At 71.4% G+C, this 18,364-nt stretch carries 22 protein-coding genes; 15 read left to right on the top strand and 7 right to left on the bottom strand.

The window, feature by feature from the left end; genetic code table 11:
* Positions 1–7: 7 nt before the first annotated feature.
* Together HNP44_RS06415 and HNP44_RS06410 are read right to left on the bottom strand one after the other, a co-directional pair.
* Positions 8–814: an HAD family hydrolase gene (locus tag HNP44_RS06415; RefSeq protein WP_259143692.1), complete on the bottom strand. Its 807-nt coding sequence runs from the start codon at positions 812–814 to the stop codon at positions 8–10.
* Positions 815–836: 22 nt separating this feature from the next.
* Positions 837–1,268, bottom strand: coding sequence for a type II toxin-antitoxin system Rv0910 family toxin (locus tag HNP44_RS06410; RefSeq protein ID WP_259143693.1), 432 nt, complete (start codon positions 1,266–1,268; stop codon positions 837–839).
* A gap of 80 nt (positions 1,269–1,348) precedes the next feature.
* Here HNP44_RS06410 and HNP44_RS06405 point away from each other — a divergent pair, with 80 nt between their 5' ends.
* Together HNP44_RS06405 and HNP44_RS06400 are read left to right on the top strand one after the other, a co-directional pair.
* Positions 1,349–2,197 (top strand): DMT family transporter, encoded by an 849-nt coding sequence (locus HNP44_RS06405; RefSeq protein WP_259143694.1) that lies wholly within the window; start codon positions 1,349–1,351, stop codon positions 2,195–2,197.
* A 19-nt stretch (positions 2,198–2,216) separates the two neighbouring features.
* Positions 2,217–2,729: a DUF1990 family protein gene (locus HNP44_RS06400; protein WP_259143695.1), complete on the top strand. Its 513-nt coding sequence runs from the start codon at positions 2,217–2,219 to the stop codon at positions 2,727–2,729.
* Here HNP44_RS06400 and HNP44_RS06395 read toward each other — a convergent pair.
* Positions 2,726–3,160 (bottom strand): acyl-CoA thioesterase, encoded by a 435-nt coding sequence (locus HNP44_RS06395; protein WP_259143696.1) that lies wholly within the window; start codon positions 3,158–3,160, stop codon positions 2,726–2,728. The two genes, HNP44_RS06400 and HNP44_RS06395, sit on opposite strands and share 4 nt — an antisense overlap.
* Before the next feature lie 49 nt (positions 3,161–3,209).
* Between HNP44_RS06395 and modA the strand changes: the two genes are divergently transcribed.
* The 3 genes from modA to HNP44_RS06380 are packed head-to-tail and all read left to right on the top strand — an operon-like array spanning position 3,210 to position 5,769.
* Complete coding sequence (modA, locus tag HNP44_RS06390; RefSeq protein WP_259143697.1) at positions 3,210–3,992, top strand: molybdate ABC transporter substrate-binding protein; 783 nt, start codon at positions 3,210–3,212, stop codon at positions 3,990–3,992.
* On the top strand, positions 3,989–4,789 hold the full coding sequence (locus tag HNP44_RS06385; protein WP_374758769.1) for an ABC transporter permease: 801 nt from the start codon (positions 3,989–3,991) through the stop codon (positions 4,787–4,789). The genes modA and HNP44_RS06385 overlap by 4 nt, the downstream gene beginning before the upstream one ends.
* On the top strand, positions 4,777–5,769 hold the full coding sequence (locus HNP44_RS06380) for a sulfate/molybdate ABC transporter ATP-binding protein (RefSeq protein ID WP_259143699.1): 993 nt from the start codon (positions 4,777–4,779) through the stop codon (positions 5,767–5,769). Before HNP44_RS06385 ends, HNP44_RS06380 begins: the two co-directional genes overlap by 13 nt.
* On the opposite strand, the gene HNP44_RS06375 is transcribed toward HNP44_RS06380, so the two are convergent.
* Together HNP44_RS06375 and HNP44_RS06370 are read right to left on the bottom strand one after the other, a co-directional pair.
* On the bottom strand, positions 5,738–6,457 hold the full coding sequence (locus tag HNP44_RS06375; RefSeq protein WP_259143700.1) for a PadR family transcriptional regulator: 720 nt from the start codon (positions 6,455–6,457) through the stop codon (positions 5,738–5,740). The genes HNP44_RS06380 and HNP44_RS06375 overlap by 32 nt on opposite strands.
* A gap of 147 nt (positions 6,458–6,604) precedes the next feature.
* Positions 6,605–7,477, bottom strand: a complete 873-nt coding sequence (locus HNP44_RS06370; protein ID WP_259143701.1) for a hypothetical protein — start codon at positions 7,475–7,477, stop codon at positions 6,605–6,607.
* 92 nt (positions 7,478–7,569) lie between these two features.
* On the opposite strand from HNP44_RS06370, the gene HNP44_RS06365 reads away from it, so the two are divergent.
* On the top strand, positions 7,570–8,088 hold the full coding sequence (locus HNP44_RS06365; protein ID WP_259143702.1) for a GNAT family N-acetyltransferase: 519 nt from the start codon (positions 7,570–7,572) through the stop codon (positions 8,086–8,088).
* Here the strand turns inward: HNP44_RS06365 and HNP44_RS06360 are convergent.
* Positions 7,988–9,007: an EamA family transporter gene (locus HNP44_RS06360; RefSeq protein ID WP_259143703.1), complete on the bottom strand. Its 1,020-nt coding sequence runs from the start codon at positions 9,005–9,007 to the stop codon at positions 7,988–7,990. The genes HNP44_RS06365 and HNP44_RS06360 overlap by 101 nt on opposite strands.
* A gap of 84 nt (positions 9,008–9,091) precedes the next feature.
* Here HNP44_RS06360 and HNP44_RS06355 point away from each other — a divergent pair, with 84 nt between their 5' ends.
* Both HNP44_RS06355 and HNP44_RS06350 read left to right on the top strand, forming a co-directional pair.
* A complete protein-coding gene (locus HNP44_RS06355; RefSeq protein WP_259143705.1) occupies positions 9,092–9,661 on the top strand; it encodes a CGNR zinc finger domain-containing protein in 570 nt (189 codons plus the stop codon).
* Positions 9,662–9,731: 70 nt separating this feature from the next.
* Entirely contained in the window at positions 9,732–11,192 is a 1,461-nt protein-coding gene (locus HNP44_RS06350; protein WP_259143706.1) for an NAD(P)/FAD-dependent oxidoreductase, read from the top strand.
* An 86-nt stretch (positions 11,193–11,278) separates the two neighbouring features.
* Here the strand turns inward: HNP44_RS06350 and HNP44_RS06345 are convergent, their stop codons facing one another.
* Positions 11,279–11,704 (bottom strand): PaaI family thioesterase, encoded by a 426-nt coding sequence (locus tag HNP44_RS06345; protein WP_259143708.1) that lies wholly within the window; start codon positions 11,702–11,704, stop codon positions 11,279–11,281.
* Positions 11,705–11,836: 132 nt separating this feature from the next.
* Between HNP44_RS06345 and HNP44_RS06340 the strand changes: the two genes are divergently transcribed.
* The 7 genes from HNP44_RS06340 to HNP44_RS06310 all read left to right on the top strand — a co-directional run bounded on the left by HNP44_RS06340 (position 11,837) and on the right by HNP44_RS06310 (position 18,290).
* A complete protein-coding gene (locus tag HNP44_RS06340; RefSeq protein WP_259143710.1) occupies positions 11,837–12,070 on the top strand; it encodes a PspC domain-containing protein in 234 nt (77 codons plus the stop codon).
* 286 nt (positions 12,071–12,356) lie between these two features.
* Positions 12,357–12,743, top strand: a complete 387-nt coding sequence (locus tag HNP44_RS06335; protein WP_224650832.1) for a BlaI/MecI/CopY family transcriptional regulator — start codon at positions 12,357–12,359, stop codon at positions 12,741–12,743.
* 21 nt (positions 12,744–12,764) lie between these two features.
* On the top strand, positions 12,765–13,706 hold the full coding sequence (locus HNP44_RS06330; protein ID WP_259143712.1) for a M56 family metallopeptidase: 942 nt from the start codon (positions 12,765–12,767) through the stop codon (positions 13,704–13,706).
* A gap of 47 nt (positions 13,707–13,753) precedes the next feature.
* Complete coding sequence (locus tag HNP44_RS06325; RefSeq protein ID WP_259143714.1) at positions 13,754–14,245, top strand: TM2 domain-containing protein; 492 nt, start codon at positions 13,754–13,756, stop codon at positions 14,243–14,245.
* A gap of 65 nt (positions 14,246–14,310) precedes the next feature.
* On the top strand, positions 14,311–15,750 hold the full coding sequence (locus tag HNP44_RS06320) for a GMP reductase (protein ID WP_259143716.1): 1,440 nt from the start codon (positions 14,311–14,313) through the stop codon (positions 15,748–15,750).
* Positions 15,751–15,883: 133 nt separating this feature from the next.
* The gene (locus tag HNP44_RS06315; RefSeq protein ID WP_259143718.1) at positions 15,884–17,224 is read left to right on the top strand and encodes a hemolysin family protein; all 1,341 of its coding nucleotides are present in this window, start codon (positions 15,884–15,886) and stop codon (positions 17,222–17,224) included.
* The gene (locus HNP44_RS06310; RefSeq protein ID WP_259143719.1) at positions 17,217–18,290 is read left to right on the top strand and encodes a hemolysin family protein; all 1,074 of its coding nucleotides are present in this window, start codon (positions 17,217–17,219) and stop codon (positions 18,288–18,290) included. The genes HNP44_RS06315 and HNP44_RS06310 overlap by 8 nt, the downstream gene beginning before the upstream one ends.
* The last annotated feature ends 74 nt before the right edge of the window (positions 18,291–18,364 follow it).

Here is an 18,364-nt window from a genome sequence, read left to right as displayed (position 1 = left end):
CGACAGGTCAGACCGCCCGGGTCAGGGCCGCCGGGAGCTCGGCGAGCGAGCGGATGGTCGGCGGCTCCCCGCCGGTGCCCCGGCCGGACCGGTCGAGCCACAGGGCGCGCAGCCCCGCGTCGCGCGCGGCGACCACGTCGTTGCCGTAGTTGTCGCCGACCGCGACGCACGCGTCGGGGGCGGCGCCGGCCAACTCGCAGGCGTGCAGGAAGACGCTGGGGTCCGGCTTACCGATACCGAGGGTGTCCGTGGTGACCACCCGCTCGAACCGATCCGAGACCCCCAGCACCTGGAGCTTCATCCGGGTCGCCGGCGATGACGAGTTGGTGAGCAGGACGACGGCGATCCCCCACCGCTCGGCGGCCATGACCGCCGGCATCGCGTCGGAGAAGAGGTGTTGGGCGGCGGCGAAGGCCGGGTCGAAGCCGCTGCAGAAGCGGCGGTACCGCCGCGCCTCCCAGACCAGCCCGGACCGCTCGGCGGCGACGGCGATCCGCGCCTTGCGCATCTCGTGGAAGCGCAGCTCTCCCGCGGTGTACCGGCCGAAGACGCCCTCGGGGTCGGTGAGGAAGAGCTCCGCGAAACCCTCTCGCACCGTGGCGTTCGACGTCGGCCACACCTCGAGCGCGGCCGCCCGGGCGGCGGTACGAAGGGCGGCGTCGGTGTCGACGAGCGTGTCGTCGATGTCGAGGATCAGGCCGTCACAGGGCCGCGGACCGTCGACACCGGCCCGCTGGCGCAGCCGGGCGACGGTGTCCGCACCCCAGCTCAGGCCACCGCGGACCGCGGCGCCGACCAGATCCGTGAGTTCCACGCGCCCGCCCTCCCCGGTGCCGCTACTGCTCGTACATCCGCTTGAAGGTCGCAAGGGATTCCGCGATGTCGCCCTTGAGCGCTCGCGCGACCGTCGCGCCGATGGGGCCGAACAGCGGCGCTCCGCCCAGATCGGCGCGCAACGAGATCGTCGATCCGCTGCCCTTGGGCGCGATCGCGACGGTGAGCTTGTACTTGGTACCGGCGACGCCCTTTCCGTCGAGCACCAGGGTGCGCGGCGGGTCGTACGACGTGATGATCCAGTCGACCCGGTTGCGGAAGTTCTTCACCTTCACCACGCACGCGATCTTCGCGCCCTTCGCCAGCTCGGGTAGCGGCCCGCGCCAGCCGTCGTGCAGGGTCACCCACTGCGGCAGCGTCTCCAGGTCGGCCGCCTTCGCCCAGGCCTCGTCCGGGGGTAGCGCCACCTCAACGGTGCTCTCGACCTTCGCCACGTCATTCCTCCTTCGCGAGTTGCTGCTGTCGAACTTAGCGTGCGCTGCGGCGGCCGCTCGCGCGAGCGTAGATTTCACGGGTGTCCGCCACCTCGGCCTCGGTCGTCCTCGCCCTCGTCGCCGCCTTCCTGTTCGCCTGCGGCTCCGCCGCGCAGCAGGCGGAGGCCGCCACCGTCGACGACGGCGACTCACTCATCGCAGAGCTCATCCGCCGGCCGCGCTGGTGGCTCGGCCTGCTCGGTGACCTCGGCGGATACGCCTTCCAGGCGTGGGCCCTGGCACTGGGCCCGGTGCTCGTGGTGCAGCCGCTCATCGTGGCGGCCCTGCTCTTCGCGCTGCCGGTCTCGGCGCTGCTCAATCACACCCGGGTCACCGCGCGCGAGTGGACATACGCGGCCGCGCTCGCGGCCGCGCTCGCGATCTTCCTCATCGCGGGACGGCCCACCGACGGCGTCCCCGATGCTCCGGGTGCCACCTGGCTCCCCGCGCTCGTCGTGGTCGGCGTCGTCGCCGCCACCGCCACCGGTTTCGGCCTCGTGCGGACACTGCCCGGCCCGGCCCGCGCCCTGTCCTTCGGCGTCGCCTCGGGCGCCCTGTTCGGCGTAGCGACGGTCCTGACGAAGCCGGTGCTGACCTCGTACGACCACGCCGAGTTCCTGGCGAACAGCATGCGGCTGCTCACGGATTGGCGCCTGTACGTCCTCGTTCTGTGCGGGCTCGGCGCGATGTATCTGCAGCAGCGTGCCTTCCAACCGGCCCCGATCTCGGCGTCGCTGCCGGCGATCACCCTCGCCGAGCCGGTCTGCGCGGCGGCGCTCGGTGCCGTCGTGCTCGGCGAGACCGTCACGTTGAGCGGCTGGCACGGCGTCGCGGTCGTCGCCTCGGGCCTGGTCGGCGCCGCCGCTGCGGCCCGCCTCGCCCGACGGTGACGGCGTACCGTCGGGCGGTATGACGGACCTCGCGGCACTGGTCGACGCGCCCTTCACCTATCCGGAGGTCGGCGCGACCCGCGGCACCCCGCCCGGCGACGCCCACGCCGTCCGCGCCGAGCGGGTCGTGGGCCGCGGCCGGGAGGACTTCGCCGCCGTGCGGGACGCGATCCTCGAGTACGGCATGCAGCGCGGAGCCGGGATGCGGGTGCGCGCAAGCACTCCGACTGCCGAGGTCGGAACGGTCATGGTCCTGACGGCGCCGCTGTTCGGCCCGATCCGGATTCCGTGCCGCGTCGTCTACGTGCTCGACGAGACCGACCGCGCCGGCTTCGCCTACGGCACGCTCCCGGGGCACCCGGAGAGCGGCGAGGAGCTGTTCTCCGTGGAGCTGCGCCCCGACGGTACGGTCGTGGCGGTGGTCGCCGCGTTCTCCCGCCCGGGACGCTGGTACTCCTGCCTGGGCGGCCCGGTCGCCCGCGCGCTGCAGGCGGTGATGACACGGCGCTACCTCGCCGCGATGGTCCGCTAGACGGAGACCCGGCGGCGGCGGAAGGGCACCGGATCGCCGACCAATCCCGCGAGTTCGGTGCGCAGCTCGGCGGGCAGCGGCGCCGGGCGGCCGGCACCGTCGACGACGACCATGGAGGTCTCCGCGATGGCGGAGACGGCGCCGTCGGCCCCGATGACCTCGTAGCCGAGGTCGAAGCCCGAACGGCCGATCCGCGTGACGTGCAGGACGATCCGCACCGGCTCGGGTGAGTAGAGCAGCGGTGTGAGGTAGTCGATCTCCTGGTGCGCGACGAACATCGTGACTTTCGAGTCGCCGTGCTGCGCGAAGTTCTGCGTCATGAAGCGGATGCGCGCCTCTTCGAGCAACCTCAGCATCGCGACGTTGTTGATGTGTTGGAGGGCGTCCATGTCGGCCCACCGCATCGGGACCGCCACCTCGTGAGTTGCCATGGGGATAGTCTCGACCATCGGAAGCCGACCACCGTCACCGGGAGTTGCCATGCGCGTCGCACGTGTCCTGACCGCCGCCGTCCTCGCGGCGGGCCTCACCGCCTGCTCCACCCCGACCTCCCCCGAGACCTCGACGTCCTCGTCGGCGGCCGCGGGCTCCGGCACCGTCGTCGTCTACGCCGCCGCGAGCCTGCAGGCGACCTTCGAGAAGCTGGGCGCCTCGTTCTCCGCCGCTAACCCCGGCACGCCGGTCAAGTTCTCCTTCGGCGGGTCCTCTGGTCTGCTGACGCAGCTGCAGCAGGGCGCTCCCGCCGACGTCTTCGCGACCGCCGACACACCCACGATGGACAAGGCCAAGGCCGCTTCGTTGGTCACCGACCCGCAGCCCTTCGCCACGAACGTGCTGACCATCGCCACGGCGCCCGGCAACCCGAAGGGCATCGCCTCACTCGCCGACCTGGCCAAGCCCGGCGTCTCCGTCGTCGTGTGCGCGCAACCCGTGCCCTGCGGCACCGCGACCGCCAGGGTGACCAAGGCGGCCGACGTAACCCTGACGCCGGTCAGCGAGGAGGACTCGGTCTCCAGCGTGCTCGCCAAGGTCCGGCACGGGCAGGCCGACGCGGGGCTCGTCTACCGCACGGACGTCAAGGGCACGAAGGGCGCCGTCGCGTCCGTCGACTTCCCCGAGGCCGACGGCGCGGTCAACGTTTATCCCATCGCCCCGCTGACCGGCGCGAAGAACGCCGACGGCGCGAAACGGTTCATCGACTTCGTCCGCGGCGCCGAGGGCCGGGCGGCGCTCGCGGACGCCGGATTCGGGGCACCCCACTGACCCCGTCCGCCCGCTCCACGCCCGTGACCGGGTATCCGCGCTGGATCGTCCTCCCCGCCGGCCTGGGCGCGGCGTTCGTGCTGATCCCGCTCGTCGCGATCGTGGCGAAGGTCGACTGGCCGCGGTTCGGCGAGCTGGTGACCTCCGAGGACTCCCGCACGGCGCTGGTCCTGTCGCTCGAGACCTCCCTCGCCGCGACGGTGGTGTGCATCCTGGTGGGCGTGCCGCTCGGGGTGATCCTCGCGCGCAGTCGCTCCCGATTCGTGGGCGTACTCCGCCCGCTCGTGCTGCTGCCGCTGGTGCTGCCGCCGGTGGTGGGCGGCATCGCGCTCCTCTACGCCTTCGGCCGGCGCGGCCTGGTGGGCCAGTACGGCGGGGTCGGCGGGCACATCGCCTTCACGACGACGGCCGTGGTCCTCGCCCAGGCCTTCGTCGCGCTGCCCTTCCTGGTGCTGGCGGTGGAGGGCGCGCTGCGCACGCTGGGAACGGATTTCGAGCACACGGCGGCGACGCTGGGCGCCCCGCCGTCGGTCGTGCTGCGGCGCATCACGCTGCCGCTGGTGCGGCCGTCGATCGCCTCGGGCGTGGTGCTGACCTTCGCGCGGGCGCTGGGCGAGTTCGGCGCGACGCTCACCTTCGCGGGCTCGCTCGCCGGGACCACCCGCACGCTTCCGCTGGAGATCTACCTGCGCAACGAGACGGATCCCCAGGCGGCGGTGGCGCTGTCGCTGGTCCTGCTCGCGGCGGCCGCGGTGATCGTCTCCGGCGTCTACGGGGTCCGGGCGTGGCGCCGGTGACCGCGGGCCTGGAGGTCGACGTGACCGTCGCGGGCCGCGGCGTCGACGCGGTCTTCGCAGTGCCCGAGGGGCGGACGCTGGCGCTGCTCGGCCCCAACGGCACCGGCAAGTCGACGGTGGCGGGCGCCGTCGCGGGCCTGGTCCGGCCCGATGCGGGGCGGATCGTCGTCGCCGGCGAGACCGTCGCGAACGGCAGCACCTGGGTGCCGGCGCACCGTCGGCGGGTCGCGCTGCTCGGCCAGACGGCGCGGCTGTTCCCGCACCTGCGGGTCCGCGCGAACGTGGCCTTCGCGCCCCGGAGCGCGGGGGTGGACCGTCGGGCCGCGGCGGCCGCAGCCGACCACTGGCTCGAGGCCGTGGGCGCCGACCACCTCGCGGACAGGCGCCCCGACGAACTGAGCGGCGGGCAGGCGCAGCGCGTCGCACTTGCCCGGGCCCTCGCCGCCGAGCCGAAGGTACTGCTCCTCGACGAGCCGCTCTCGGCCCTCGACGTCTCGGCGCGGGCGGAGGTGCGCTCGCTCCTGCGCGTCCTACTGCGGGACCGGACGTGCGTGCTGATCACGCACGACGCCGCCGACGTGGTGTCCCTCGCGGACGAGGCCGCCGTCCTCGAGGACGGACGGGTCGCCGATCACCGCCCCGCGGCCGAACTGCTGCTCTCCCCCGCAACCCACTTCGCCGCCCGGCTGGCAGGGATGAACCTGCTGCCGGACGGCGAAGGGGTGCGGGTCTTCCCGCCGGACGCGGTGCGCGTCGACGGGCCCGACGGTGCCGGGATGGCCGGCATCGTGGTCGAGGTGACGGTGGCGGGCGGGCACTGCCGCGTGACCGCCACCGTCGAGGACGGGACCGCGCTGGTCGCGGAGCTCCCGGCGGAGCGCTACCGAGATCTGCATCCCGGCGACGCGGTGCGCCTGCTCCCCGATCCGGCGCGGGCGCGGCGAGCGGCTACTGCTCGTCCGGCTCCGCGGCGTCGCTAGCCACACCGTCGGCGGCCGGGTCACCGGCGGCCGGGGGCGTGCGGTCCACGCCGGCGAGCAGCAGGTACACCTGCTTGATCGCATCGCCGAGGATGGTGTCGACGGCGGCGGTCTGCTCGGCGTTGCCGGTGCGGGCCACCCGGCGGGTGACCTCGTGCAGTTCGCGCAGCGTGTCGCGGAGGTGGCCCCGCTCGGCCGAGCCGCCGTCGAACCCGGCGAACGGGTCCGGCGCGTCGGCGAGGGCGGTCTCGATGTACGCGCGACCCGCGTCGGTGAGCGTGGCGACCTTTCGGCCGTTCTCGCGCTCGATGGTGATCAGCCCCTCGTCCTCGAGCTGGCTGAGTGTGGGGTAGATGGCGCCGGGGCTGGGCTTCCACGCCCCGGCCGTGCGCTCCTCGATCGAGGAGACGAGCTGGTAGCCGTGCATGGGCTCGGCCTCCAGCAGCTTGAGGACAGCGATCCGGACGTCGCCGCGCTGGACGCCGCGGCGTCCGCGGCCACCGCGGTGTCCGCCGCGGCCGTGCCCACCGGGACCGCCGGGGCCGAACGGGCCCTGGCCGCCGAAGCCGGGCCCGCCCGGGAAACCGCCCTGGCGGAACCGGCCTTCGAAGCGGCCCTCGAACCGGTCGTCGCAGGAGCGGGCGCCGCGGCCCTCGAAACGCTGATCATCGTGAGTGTGCCTACGCATGGTGGCACTCCTTTCGGTAGGGGGCCGCACGTTTCGCGACCCGATGCGTTCACGATATATCGCGATATGTTCTTTGGCAACCCCCTCCCACGACGAAGTCCCCGCCCGGATCTCCGGACGGGGACTTCATTCAGCTGTTCGGGCTGGTCAGGCCTTCTCGGCGGCCACCCGCGCGAGGACCGCCTGGGCGAACTTCTCCGCGCCGCCGTCGAGCCGCTCGAGGTGCAGATCGGGCTGGACGACCTGCACCTCGAGGATGACCGGCACCCCCTCGGGGGTGCGGACGATGTCGATGCGCACATACAGCGGCGGGTTCGCCGGATCGATCGGCTTCAGTGCCGCCTCGGCGACGGCACGCTCGGCGTCGGTCGGCTCCGCGTCGACAAGAACCTCGGCGGGGCGCCCCTCGGTCGGGTCGGCGTTCACCTCGGCGGCGAGGTCGCGACCGAAGGCGTGGCTGTACTCCCCCCCGATGTAGACCAGCGAGATGCCGCCGGACTCGACCGAGTACGGGAAGACCATGACGCTGCTGCCGGAGGCCTTGATCTCCTCGAGCTTGGCGCGGCTCGCGTCGTCGTCGCCGGGGCCGAAGCGGAAGGACTGCGCGAGGCCGCCGCTGATCGACGGGCGCACGACGTGATCGGTACCGAGGTAGTCGTGGTCGAGCGTGGCATCGTGCACAGTGATGAACTGAGTCGGCACGATCGGGATCCCCTCGGACTCGTAGTCCCGCAGGTAGCGCTTGTCGGCGTACCACCGGACGAGGGGCTCGGGGTTGAGCACGAGCGACTGGGCCGCCGCGCGCCAGGCCCAGCCCAGGAAGTCGTCGTAGCGCTGCGCGTAGTCCCAGGCGCCGGCGATCACGACCGCGTCGAACTGCTCCCAGTCGACGGCGGAATCGGACCACACGGCGGCCTCGGCCTCGTGACCGGCGGCGCGCAGGGCGGCGAGGATCTCCTGGCCACGGTCGTCGGTGTCCGGCTGCGCCGCGGAGGAAGCAAGAGCGATTCGGTACGTCACGCGGGACAGTATGGCAGCCAAGGGCGCCCCGCCGTCGCGACACCCGCGCGAACTGCCCCGTACACCGGCGCCGAGGCGATACGCTGGGCACCGTGAGGGGAGATTTGCACGTGCACATCGAGACGGCGCGTCTACATCTCTCTCCTGCCACCGGTACCACCGGCGACGCCGACGGCCGATTCCACATCGTCGACCGACACAGTCGCCGCCCCCTCGGTCGGATCGCACTGCGTGCGTCCCGGCACAGTCGGGCCCGGGGACTGGAGCTGAGCTACGCGGTCGCGGATGCGCACCGTCGTCGGGGTTTCTGCGCCGAGGCGGCGCATGCGCTCGTGGGCCACGCGCTCGAGCACGGTCTCACCGGTCGCATCTACGCCTCTACCGCCTGGTCGAACGTCGCCTCCCGCCGGGTCCTCGCGGGCCTCGGGATGCAGCAGCTCGACATCGCCATGCTCGACTGGGAGTCGCTGCAGGGCGAGGTGGACCTCGGCGAGGAGGCCGAGGCCGACCTCACGCCGTACGCGCGGGTGGAGTACGAGCTCCATCGCGCGGACTGGCTGGCGCGTCTGGCCGCGGACCGTCCGACGTTCCGCTCCGCTCGCCCCGCTTGACCGCGATCACGCCCGCGACGATCGCGACCGCACCCACGATCTGCAGCGGCGTCAGGGCCTCGCCCAGAATGAGCCAGGCCACGACACCCGAGGCGATCACCTCGGAGAAGCCGAGGAACGAGGCCAGCGTGGGGCCGACCATGTTGATGGCGAGGATGCCCGCGACGTACGCGAGGCCGGTCGCGACCGCGCCGATCACGACGGCGGGCACCCACCACGGGGTGGTCCCCAGACCACCGAGAACTACCGGCTCGGTCGAGATGCGCACGGGTGTGAGACCGGCGAGCGAGGTCAGAGAGAGCACGACCGCGCCCACAAGGAGGCCGCCGACAGCAAGTGCCAACTGGTCGACCGCCGGCTTCGCACCCTCGATGCTCGCGACGTCGATGTCGTCGGCCCGGGTGCCGTCCTCGGCGAGGAGGAAGTACGCCGCGAGTCCGACGAGCGAGACGAAGGCCCAGGCCAGGCCTATGGGGGTGACGACCGCGCCGCCGGACGCCGCGCCGACGACCGCCACGAGGCCCGCGACGGCGAGCGCCGCACCGAGGACGGTGCGCAGCGTCGGGCGCCGGCCGAACCTGGCCCACAGATACACCAGCACCAGCAGGGGCGCGGAGAACTCGATGAGCAGCGCAACGGTGACCGACATGTGCGCGATGGCATTGAAGTACGCGAGCTGCACGCCGATCACAGCGAGCAGGCCGTACGCCAGCACCGTGAACGGCGCGTGTCGCAGCGTCGCCAGGCGGGCCCGCCCGACGATCAGCATCGGGATCAGCGTGACCATCGCCGCGATCCAGATGCGCACCAGCACGACGCCGGCCGGGCTCCATCCCGCGGCGAGCAATGGCTTGCCGAACGGGCCGGACATCGCGAAGGCGAAACCCGACAGCAGTGCGATTGCGATACCCCGACCCATGCGTCACCTCCGTGTCTGCGCGTTCCGTAAGGAGTCAATTGAAGTACACTCATGACGGTAGCGGGCCTTGCCGTAAGGAGTCAAATGAAATTCGCACATGACACGGAGCCGTCCCTGATCATGGCGGCCGACCTCGTGAACACCGCGTACGGCGACGAGGAACGGCTCGGCACCGCGGAGTCACTGAAGAAGTACCTGCATCGGCACGAGTTCACGGGGTGGAGCAGCGCGCAGGCGCGCGACGTCGCGCCGATCCACGCGCTGCGCGCCGAACTGGAGCGGGCCTTCGCCGCGCACCATCCCGACGCCGTGGCCGGGATCGTCAACGAGATGCTGGCGGCCACGCCGCAGCAGCCCCGGCTGACCCGGCACGGCAGCTGGGACTGGCACCTGCACTTCGTCGACGACGACGCACCGATCCCGGTCCGCGTCCGCGTGGAGTGCGCGATGGCCCTCGTCGACCTGGTCCGCAGCGGCAACGTCGACCGGCTCAAGACCTGCGCGGCCGACGACTGTGACCGAGTTCTCGTGGACCTGTCGAAGAACCGCTCACGCCGCTTCTGTACCGAGGGGAACTGCGGCAATCGGACGCACGTCGCTGCCTATCGGGAGCGCCGGGCCACGAGTTCGGGCATGCAGCGCGACGAGAGTTGAGCAGGCGACTACGGTAGGACTGCACACGCCGGGATCCCGGCTTCGACGCGAATCAGGAGCGACGAGAGTAATGAGCGACGCAGGGCACCGCCACAAGGTGGTCGTCATCGGATCGGGGTTCGGTGGCCTCTTCGGCACGCGCGCCCTCAAGCGCACGGACGTCGACGTGACGATGATCGCGAAGACGACCCACCACCTGTTCCAGCCGCTGCTGTACCAAGTCGCGACGGGCATTCTCTCCGAGGGCGAGATCGCGCCCGCGACCCGCATGATCCTGCGCAAGCAGCGCAACGCTGAGGTACTCCTGGGCGAGGTCACCGACATCGATCTCGAGAACCGCACGGTCACGAGCCGCCTGCTCGATCGCGTCACCGTCACCCCGTTCGACAGCCTCATCGTGGCCGCGGGCGCAGACCAGTCGTACTTCGGCAACGACCAGTTCGCCGAGTTCGCTCCCGGCATGAAGACCATCGACGATGCCCTCGAACTGCGCGGCCGCATCCTCGGCGCCTTCGAGCAGGCCGAGCTCTCGCACGACCACGAGGAGCGCATGCGCCTCCTCACCTTCGTCGTGATCGGCGCCGGCCCCACAGGAGTCGAGCTGGCCGGGCAGATCGCCGAGATGTCGGACAACACGCTCAAGGGAGCGTTCCGCAACATCGACCCCACCGAGGCGCGCGTGATCCTCCTCGACGCAGCCCCCGCCGTGCTCCCGCCGATGGGCGAGAAGCTGGGCACCATGGCTGCAAAGCGCCTGGAGAAGATGGGCGTCGAGATCCAGCTGAACGCCATGGTCGTCGACGTCGACGCCGACGGCCTCGTCGTCAAGGAGAAGGACGGCACCCAGCGCCGCATCGAGGCGCAGTGCAAGGTCTGGTCCGCCGGCGTCGCCGCCAGCAAGCTGGGCAAGATCCTCGCCGACCAGTCCGGCGCCGAGACCGACCGCGCGGGCCGCGTCCGCGTGCTGCCCGACCTCACCATCCCGGGCAACCCGAACGTCTTCGTCGTCGGCGACATGATGCTGGTCGACGGCGTCCCGGGCATGGCGCAGGGCGCCATCCAGGGCGCGACGTACGCCGCGAAGGCGATCAAGGCCGGCCTCGAGGGCCAGTCCCCCGCCGACCGCAAGCCCTTCAAGTACTTCGACAAGGGCTCGATGGCCACCGTCTCCCGCGCCAGCGCCGTGGCGAAGGTCGGGAAGCTCGAGTTCGGCGGCTTCCTCGCCTGGCTCGGCTGGCTCGCGCTGCACCTCTGGTACATCGTGGGCTACCAGAATCGCGTCATCACGCTGACCTCGTGGGCGATCACCTTCCTCACCAACAAGCGCGGCCAGATGACCATCACCGAGCAGCAGGTCTACGCCCGCACCGCGCTCGACGCGCTGCAGACCGGTGCAAAGCCCGTCATCCCGCCGGTGCACACCAGCTCACCCACCAAGGCGCTGCCACAATCGGCGCCGAAGGCGGACGTGCAGGTCCAGGCTCCGGGCGCACCGTCGGTCACCTCGGACAAGGCCGAGAAGACAGGCTGACGCCCGGCCGGCGCGAACCGGCACGAACGCATGCGAGCGCGCCACCCCTTCCGGGTGGCGCGCTCGTCGCATTGCGGGAGCCGCCGTCAGGCGTCGATGTTCTGCAAACGGACCTGACCGCGTGCGACGGCCTTGCCGTCCTCGGAGTCGATCTCGACGAGCCACAGCTGCTGGCGGCGGCCGCGATGGATCGGGGTGGAACGGATCGAGAGGACGCCGCTGGAGAGCGCGCGCAAGAAGTCGGTGTTGTTGTTCACGCCCACGACGTGTCCCGCGCCACCGAGCCACACCACGCCGGAGACGCTCGCGACCGATTCGACGATGGCGCAGTAGACACCACCGTGGGTGATGCCGAAGGGCTGGTGCAGTTCAGGGCGCAGGGTGAGCGTCGCCTGCACGCCGTCGGCGGTCACGGCGGTGTACTCGAGGCCGAGGATCGTGTCGAATCCGGCGGTGCCGCCGGCCAGGATCCCGTCGATGACCTGCTGCTGTCCGGGTGTCGGTTGCGTCATGGATCCACCCTAGAACCGGGTGCCGTCCGCCACGTCCCCGGGCTGGACGATCGGGGCCGCGACCGGAAGATCGGGGCCCGGGTCCGGGTAGACCCCGATGCGGTCGTGGCCGCGGCCCGGCACTGTGGAGTCATGACCGAGAACGATCCCTTCGCCCCCAACCCCTACTTCCCTCCCGCGCCGCCGCAGAAGCGATTCGCCCGCGACGTCCAGAACAACTGGATGGGCGGCGTGTGCGCCGGCATCGCCCGGTACTTCGGCATCGACGCGACGCTGGTCCGCGTGCTTTTCGTGGTGTCGTGCCTGTTGCCCGGGCCGCAGTTCCTGCTGTACCTGCTGCTCTGGCTCGTGATGCCCAAGGAGTGATCCGCGATCGGCGGCGACGGGCTCATCCACGTCGGCGATACCACGACGCAGAGAAAGAAGTCGGCGGGTCCGGGGGCTCAGCCATCCCCCGGACCCGCCGTGGCACAGACCGGCGGATTACTGCAGCCCTCAGTTCGCGTCACGGTCCGATGTGGTTCGGTGTCGCTCTCGGCGACAACACCCACTCTAGGGCAGGCTCCCCTAACTTAGCAAGCCCTCAGTGGTGTGGCGTGGATTACGACAGGTCGTCGTAGCGATACGGGCCATGCCGAGTAGAATCGGAGCAATGGCGGCATTGGGAGATCTCGAACGCGCGGTCATGGACCATCTCTGGGCGTCCACTGAACCGCAGACCGTGCGACAGGTGCACGAGTCGCTCGCCGCTGACCGCGAACTCGCCTACACGACGGTGATGACGGTTCTGCAGCGTCTTGCGAAGAAGAAGCTGGTGAGCCAGATCCGCACGGACCGGGCCCATCGCTACGCCGCGAGCTTCGGCCGCGAGGAGCTCGTCGCGGACCTGATGTTCGACGCGCTGAACCAGGCCGAGAGCTCGCGCGAGGCCGCGCTTGTGCACTTCGTCGAGCGCGTGGGGGCCGACGAGGCGCAGGCACTGCGTCGCGCGCTCGCCAAGCTCGAGGCCGGCGACGCCGGTCGTCGCGCCGAGCCCTGATCAACCAGTAGGCTCGTCCTCATGGCGGCCTTCATCTTCGGAGCGCTGGCCCTGCTGCTCGCGGGGCCGGTGCCCGCGTGGCTCTCCCGCGCCTCCTGGCCGTTGCGCGCCCCCCGCGCCGCGCTCGTGCTGTGGCAGGCGATCGCCCTGGCCGCGGTGCTCTCCGCCTTCAGTGCCGGCCTGGTCATCGCGAGCCGCCTGCTGGTCCCCGGTGCCGACGGTCGGCCCACCACCAACCCGATCGACGAGATCCGCCAGCTCGGCCTCGTTCCGTGGATCGTGGCGGTGGTCGCCTTCGCACTGACCCTGCTGATCGGCGCCCGGCTCATCACCTCCACCGTCCGGCTCGCGATCCGCACCCGCCGGCGCCGCGCCCGGCACCGCACCGTCGTCGACATCCTGTCTCAGGCGGTCGACGGTGACCACCCCGTCTCCGCCGCCGACCTGCGCGTCCTCGGCGTCGACCAGCCGCTGGCCTACTGCCTGCCCGGGCTGCGGCACCGCGTGGTGCTCAGCGTCGGCACGATCAACCAGCTCAGTCACGAGGAGCTCACCGCGGTCGTCGCACACGAGCGGGCGCACCTGCGGTCCCGGCACGACCTGGTACTCGAGGCCTTCACCGCCGTCAACCACGCCTTCCCCAAGGTCGTCCGCTCGTCCGCCGCGCTCGACTCGGTGAAGCTGCTCGTCGAACTGCTCGCCGACGACGAGGCCGTGGCCGCCGCCGGGCCGCTCCCTCTCGCCAACGCCCTGGTCACCTGCGCACAGAGTCCGGCGCCTCGGGGCGCCCTCGCGGTCGGTGCGACCGGCACGGTCGTCCGCGTCGAGCGGCTGTCGATGCCCCCGGCCAGTAATCTGTTCAGCGCGTCGGTATACCTGCTCGCCGGACTGATCCTGGTGGTGCCCACAGTCGCCGTCGCGGTGCCCTGGCTCACCGAGCTCTCCCGCCTGATCCTGCACTGATTCCGCGCCGGTACGCTGGGGCCTCAGGGGAGAGCGAGGAGACCACCATGACCGATCCGCACCAGCCGTACGGCCAGCAGTACAACCCGTACGGCCAGCAGGGCTACGATCCGCAGCCGTACCCGTCCTACGACCCGTACGCCCAGCAGCCCGCCGGCTACGGTCAGCATCCGTACGCGCAGCACCCCGGATACGGTCAGCCGCAGTCGGGATTCCCGTACGGCCAGCCCTTCGGAGCGGATCCTTCGGCACCGTACGGCCGCGACCCGCAGACCGGAGAGCCCTACTCGGACAAGTCGAAGCTCGCCGCGGGCCTGCTGCAGATCTTCCTCGGCGGGTGGGGCATCGGCCGGTTCTACCTGGGCTCCACCTCGATCGCGGTGACCCAGCTCGTGCTCACGGTGATCGGCATCGTGACGTCGATCATCCTCATCGGCTTCGTCATCCTCATCGGCGTCGGTATCTGGGCACTGGTCGACGGCATCATGATCCTCACCGGCAGCGTCCGCGACCCGTACGGCCGCCCGCTGCGCCCCTGACGACACGAGCGTCGCGACCTCGACCGTGACGGGGACCACCGCCGAATCGGGTAGACTGCCCTCACGTGCAGTTCCTTCCTGATAGCCGCCCGCAGTACGACCTGACCTACGACGACGTCTTCCTCGTCCCGAACCGGTCGGACGTCACCTCCCGATTCGACGTCGATCTGGCATCGGTCGACGGGACCGGCACTACGATTCCCCTCGTCGTCGCCAACATGACGGCCGTCGCCGGCCGCCGTATGGCCGAGACCGTCGCTCGCCGCGGCGGCATCGTCGTCCTACCGCAGGACCTGCCGCTGCAGGCCGCCGCCGAGACGGTCTCCTACGTCAAGAGCCGCGACCTCGTGGCAGATACCCCCGTGACGCTCAGCGCGGACGACTCGGTGAGCGACGCGGTGGCGCTGCTCCCCAAGCGCGCCCATGGCGCCGTCGTGATCGTCGACTCCGAGACCCGGCCGGTCGGCCTCGTCACCGCCGCGGCCAGCGAGGGCGTCGACCGGTTCGCGCGCCTGCGCGACATCATGACCACCTCGTTCGTGTGCGCCGCCGCCGGCACCCCGCCCGAGGCCGTCTTCGACCTGCTGGACAAGGACCACTCCGACCTCGCGGTCCTCGTCGACGGCGACGACCGCCTGCACGGCGTGCTCACCCGCACCGGCACCGTCCGCGCGGGCATCTACACCCCGGCGGTCGACGGTGCCGGCAAGCTCCGGATCGCCGCTGCCGTCGGCATCAACGGCGACGTGGCCGCCAAGGCCCGCGCCCTCGCCGAGGCGGGGGCCGACGTACTCGTCGTCGATACCGCGCACGGCCACCAGGCCAAGATGTTCGACGCGCTCGAAGCCGTCGCCGCCCTCGACCTGGGCCTGCCGCTGGCCGCGGGCAACGTGGTGGCCGCCGCCGGCGCCCGTGACCTGGTCAACGCCGGCGCCACCATCGTCAAGGTGGGCGTGGGCCCCGGCGCGATGTGCACCACCCGCATGATGACGGGCGTCGGACGGCCGCAGTTCAGCGCCGTGCTCGACTGCGCGGCGGCCGCCCGCGAGTTGGGCGCCCACGTCTGGGCCGATGGCGGCGTGCGGCACCCCCGCGACGTCGCGCTGGCGCTCGCCGCCGGCGCCTCCAACGTGATGGTGGGCTCGTGGTTCGCCGGCACCTACGAATCGCCCGGCGACATGAAGTACGCGACCGACGGCTCCGCCTACAAGGAGAGCTTCGGCATGGCCTCCAAGCGCGCCGTCGCCGCGCGCACCGCCGGCGAGGGCGCCTTCGACCGCGCCCGCAAATCCCTGTTCGAAGAGGGCATCTCCAGCTCGCGGATCCGCGTCGACCCGGACGCCCCGAGCGTCGAGGACCTGCTGGATCGGATCACCTCGGGCGTGCGCAGCTCGTTCACCTACGCCGGCGCCCGCAGCGTGCCCGAGTTCCACGCGAAGGCCACCGTCGGCGTGCAGAGCGCGGCGGGCTTCGCAGAGGGCCGGCCGCTCCCCGGCGGTTGGTGAGAAAGCCGACGGATCGTCGGTAGGATGCAGTGATTCCCACCGACGATCCCTGGAAGGACCATGAAGTCCCGAAGACCCGGCAAACGCCGCCGACGAGCGCAGACCGCAGTGACCACGTCGACGGGGCGGGTCGATGTCTAGCGCGCTGATCACGGTCGGCGCCGTCGTCGGCTTCCTCGCGCTCACCGTCGGCACCGCGCTCTTCGTGGCGGCGGAGTTCTCGCTGACCGCGCTCGAGCGGTCCACGATCGACGCGGACGTCCGCGACCGCGGGGACCGCCGATCGAAGCAGGTGCAGAACGCGCACCGCACTCTCTCCTTCCAGCTCTCCGGCGCACAGCTGGGCATCACCATCACCACCCTGGTCACCGGCTACCTCGCCGAGCCGGTGCTCTCGAAGTTCCTGCGCCCCGCGCTGGAATGGACGGGTATGCCCGGGGTCTGGTCGTCGGCGCTCACCCTGGTCCTAGCCCTGGTCATCGCGACCTCATTGTCGATGGTGCTGGGCGAACTCGCGCCGAAGAACCTCGCGATCGCCCGGCCACTGCAGACCGCGCGGCTCACCGCGGGCGCGCAGTCCCTGTTCTCCTCGACCTTCCGCTTCGCCATCTCCTTCCTCAACCGCTCCGCGAACGCGCTGGTCCGCCGCCTGGGCATCGAGCCCGCGGAGGAGCTGAGCTCCGCACGGTCGGCGCAGGAGCTCAGCGCCCTCGTGCGCAATTCGGCCGCGCACGGCGCGATCGACGAGATGACCGCCGAGCTCGTGGGCCGCAGCCTCGAGTTCGGCGAGCTCACCGCGGAGGAACTCATGACCCCGCGGCAGCGGATCCACTCGCTGGACGCGGACGACACCGTCGCCGACCTGGTGGCGCTGTCGATCGAGTCCGGTCGCTCCCGGTTCCCGGTGGTCCGGGGCGACCTGGACGACACCATCGGCCTGGTGCACGTGAAGCAGGCGCTGACGGTGCCGGCGGACCGTCGCGCGACGGTGACCGTCGCGCAGATCGCCACCACCGCCCCTGTCGTGCCCGCGACGCTCGACGGCGACGCCCTGATGGAGCAGCTGCGCGCCAACGGCCTGCAGATGGCGCTCGTCGTCGACGAGTACGGCGGCTCCGCCGGCATCGTCACGGTCGAGGACCTCATCGAGGAGATCGTGGGCGACGTGCGCGACGAGCACGACGCGAACGAGCCGGTCGACGTGCAGCGCACCGACGATGGCTTCCTCTGCGCCGGCCTGCTCCGCATTGATGAGCTCGAACGCGACACCGGCTACCGCGCCCCCGAAGGCGACTACGACACCCTCGGCGGACTGGTGATGTTCCTGCTCGGCCGGATTCCCACGGCCGGCGACCGCGTCTCGCTGCCGAACCACCCGTCAGTCGACGACGAGGTGCAGGTCCCGCAGTGGTCGGCCCGCGTCGCCAGGATGGACGGCCGCCGCGTCGACCTCGTGGAGGTGACCCATGAATGATCTCCTGGGCGTCGCCCTGACCGTGCTGCTCCTGGCCGCGAACGCCTTCTTCGTCGCGGCCGAGTTCGCCCTCATCGCGGCCCGGCGCGACCGGCTCGAGGCCCTCGTCGAGCAGGGCCGGTCGAGCGCGAAGGCCGTGATCAAGGCTTCGGAGAACCTCTCGCTCATGCTGGCGGGCTGTCAGCTGGGCATCACGATCTGCTCGATCCTGCTCGGTAAGGTCGGCGAGCCTGCCATCGCGCACCTGCTGGAGAAGCCTCTGGCCTGGGCACACGTCCCCGACGCGCTGCTGCACCCGATCTCCTTCACGGTCTCCCTGGGCCTGGTCGTGGTGCTGCACATCCTGCTCGGCGAGATGGTGCCGAAGAACATCGCGCTCGCCGGCCCCGAGGCCGCGGCGATGCTGCTCGTGCCACCGCACGTCGCGTTCGTCCGCCTGGTGCGGCCGCTGATCGCGGTCTACAACTGGCTGGCGACGCTGGTGCTGCGCACGGGTGGGGTGGAGCCGCGCGACGAGCTGGACAGCACCGTCTCCGCCGGCGAACTGAGCGTGCTCATCGCCGAGTCGCACGACGAGGGTCTCATCGACGCCGAGGAGCGGGTCCGCCTGACCCGCGCGCTGCAGACCTCGCGCCGCACCGTCGCCGACGTGGCGATCCCGCTGACCGAGATCCGCGGGCTGCAGGCGGTGCAAAGCACCAGCGGCGCCTGGGGCCCGACGCTCGGCGACATCGAGTCCGCCGTCGCCGAGACCGGCTACTCCCGCTACCCGGTACGCAGCAGCGCCGGCGCCTTCACCGGCTACCTGCACGTCAAGGACGTGCTGCCGGACATCATGGACGCCGCCGTCGGCCCCGAGTCGGTGATCGGCGCGAGCCGCATCCGCCCGCTGCCGGTGGTCGACGGCAGCCTGTCGCTGGATCAGGCCGCGGGTGACCTGCGCCGCCTCGGCGGGCATCTCGCCGCCGTCGCCGACGACCACGGCCGGACGATCGGCATAGTCGCCCTGGAGGACGTGGTCGAAGAGTTCGTCGGCACCGTCCGCGACGGGACGCACCGGGTGTAACCACGCACCCACCCGGTGGCGGCCACGCGACCGACCGGACGGTATAGAATGCGCTCCTGGTCGCCGAGAGGACG

Origin of the sequence: Tsukamurella ocularis (assembly GCF_024807615.1) — a bacterium.
GTDB classification, from domain to species: Bacteria; Actinomycetota; Actinomycetes; order Mycobacteriales; family Mycobacteriaceae; genus Tsukamurella; species Tsukamurella ocularis.
The sequence above is the reverse complement of the archived record's forward strand: the minus strand, read 5'-3'. Positions and strand labels throughout refer to the sequence as shown.

What these genes read in the sequence shown, in the direction of transcription:
- HNP44_RS06400 (WP_259143695.1), top strand. Translation starts at nt 2,217, where the DNA reads ATGACGGACCTCGCGGCACTGGTCGACGCGCCCTTCACCTATCCGGAG.
- HNP44_RS06395 (WP_259143696.1), bottom strand. Translation starts at nt 3,160, where the DNA reads ATGGCAACTCACGAGGTGGCGGTCCCGATGCGGTGGGCCGACATGGAC.
- modA (WP_259143697.1), top strand. Translation starts at nt 3,210, where the DNA reads ATGCGCGTCGCACGTGTCCTGACCGCCGCCGTCCTCGCGGCGGGCCTC.
- HNP44_RS06375 (WP_259143700.1), bottom strand. Translation starts at nt 6,457, where the DNA reads ATGCGTAGGCACACTCACGATGATCAGCGTTTCGAGGGCCGCGGCGCC.
- HNP44_RS06360 (WP_259143703.1), bottom strand. Translation starts at nt 9,007, where the DNA reads ATGGGTCGGGGTATCGCAATCGCACTGCTGTCGGGTTTCGCCTTCGCG.
- HNP44_RS06355 (WP_259143705.1), top strand. Translation starts at nt 9,092, where the DNA reads ATGAAATTCGCACATGACACGGAGCCGTCCCTGATCATGGCGGCCGAC.
- HNP44_RS06350 (WP_259143706.1), top strand. Translation starts at nt 9,732, where the DNA reads ATGAGCGACGCAGGGCACCGCCACAAGGTGGTCGTCATCGGATCGGGG.
- HNP44_RS06345 (WP_259143708.1), bottom strand. Translation starts at nt 11,704, where the DNA reads ATGACGCAACCGACACCCGGACAGCAGCAGGTCATCGACGGGATCCTG.
- HNP44_RS06340 (WP_259143710.1), top strand. Translation starts at nt 11,837, where the DNA reads ATGACCGAGAACGATCCCTTCGCCCCCAACCCCTACTTCCCTCCCGCG.
- HNP44_RS06335 (WP_224650832.1), top strand. Translation starts at nt 12,357, where the DNA reads ATGGCGGCATTGGGAGATCTCGAACGCGCGGTCATGGACCATCTCTGG.
- HNP44_RS06330 (WP_259143712.1), top strand. Translation starts at nt 12,765, where the DNA reads ATGGCGGCCTTCATCTTCGGAGCGCTGGCCCTGCTGCTCGCGGGGCCG.
- HNP44_RS06325 (WP_259143714.1), top strand. Translation starts at nt 13,754, where the DNA reads ATGACCGATCCGCACCAGCCGTACGGCCAGCAGTACAACCCGTACGGC.
- HNP44_RS06315 (WP_259143718.1), top strand. Translation starts at nt 15,884, where the DNA reads ATGTCTAGCGCGCTGATCACGGTCGGCGCCGTCGTCGGCTTCCTCGCG.
- HNP44_RS06310 (WP_259143719.1), top strand. Translation starts at nt 17,217, where the DNA reads ATGAATGATCTCCTGGGCGTCGCCCTGACCGTGCTGCTCCTGGCCGCG.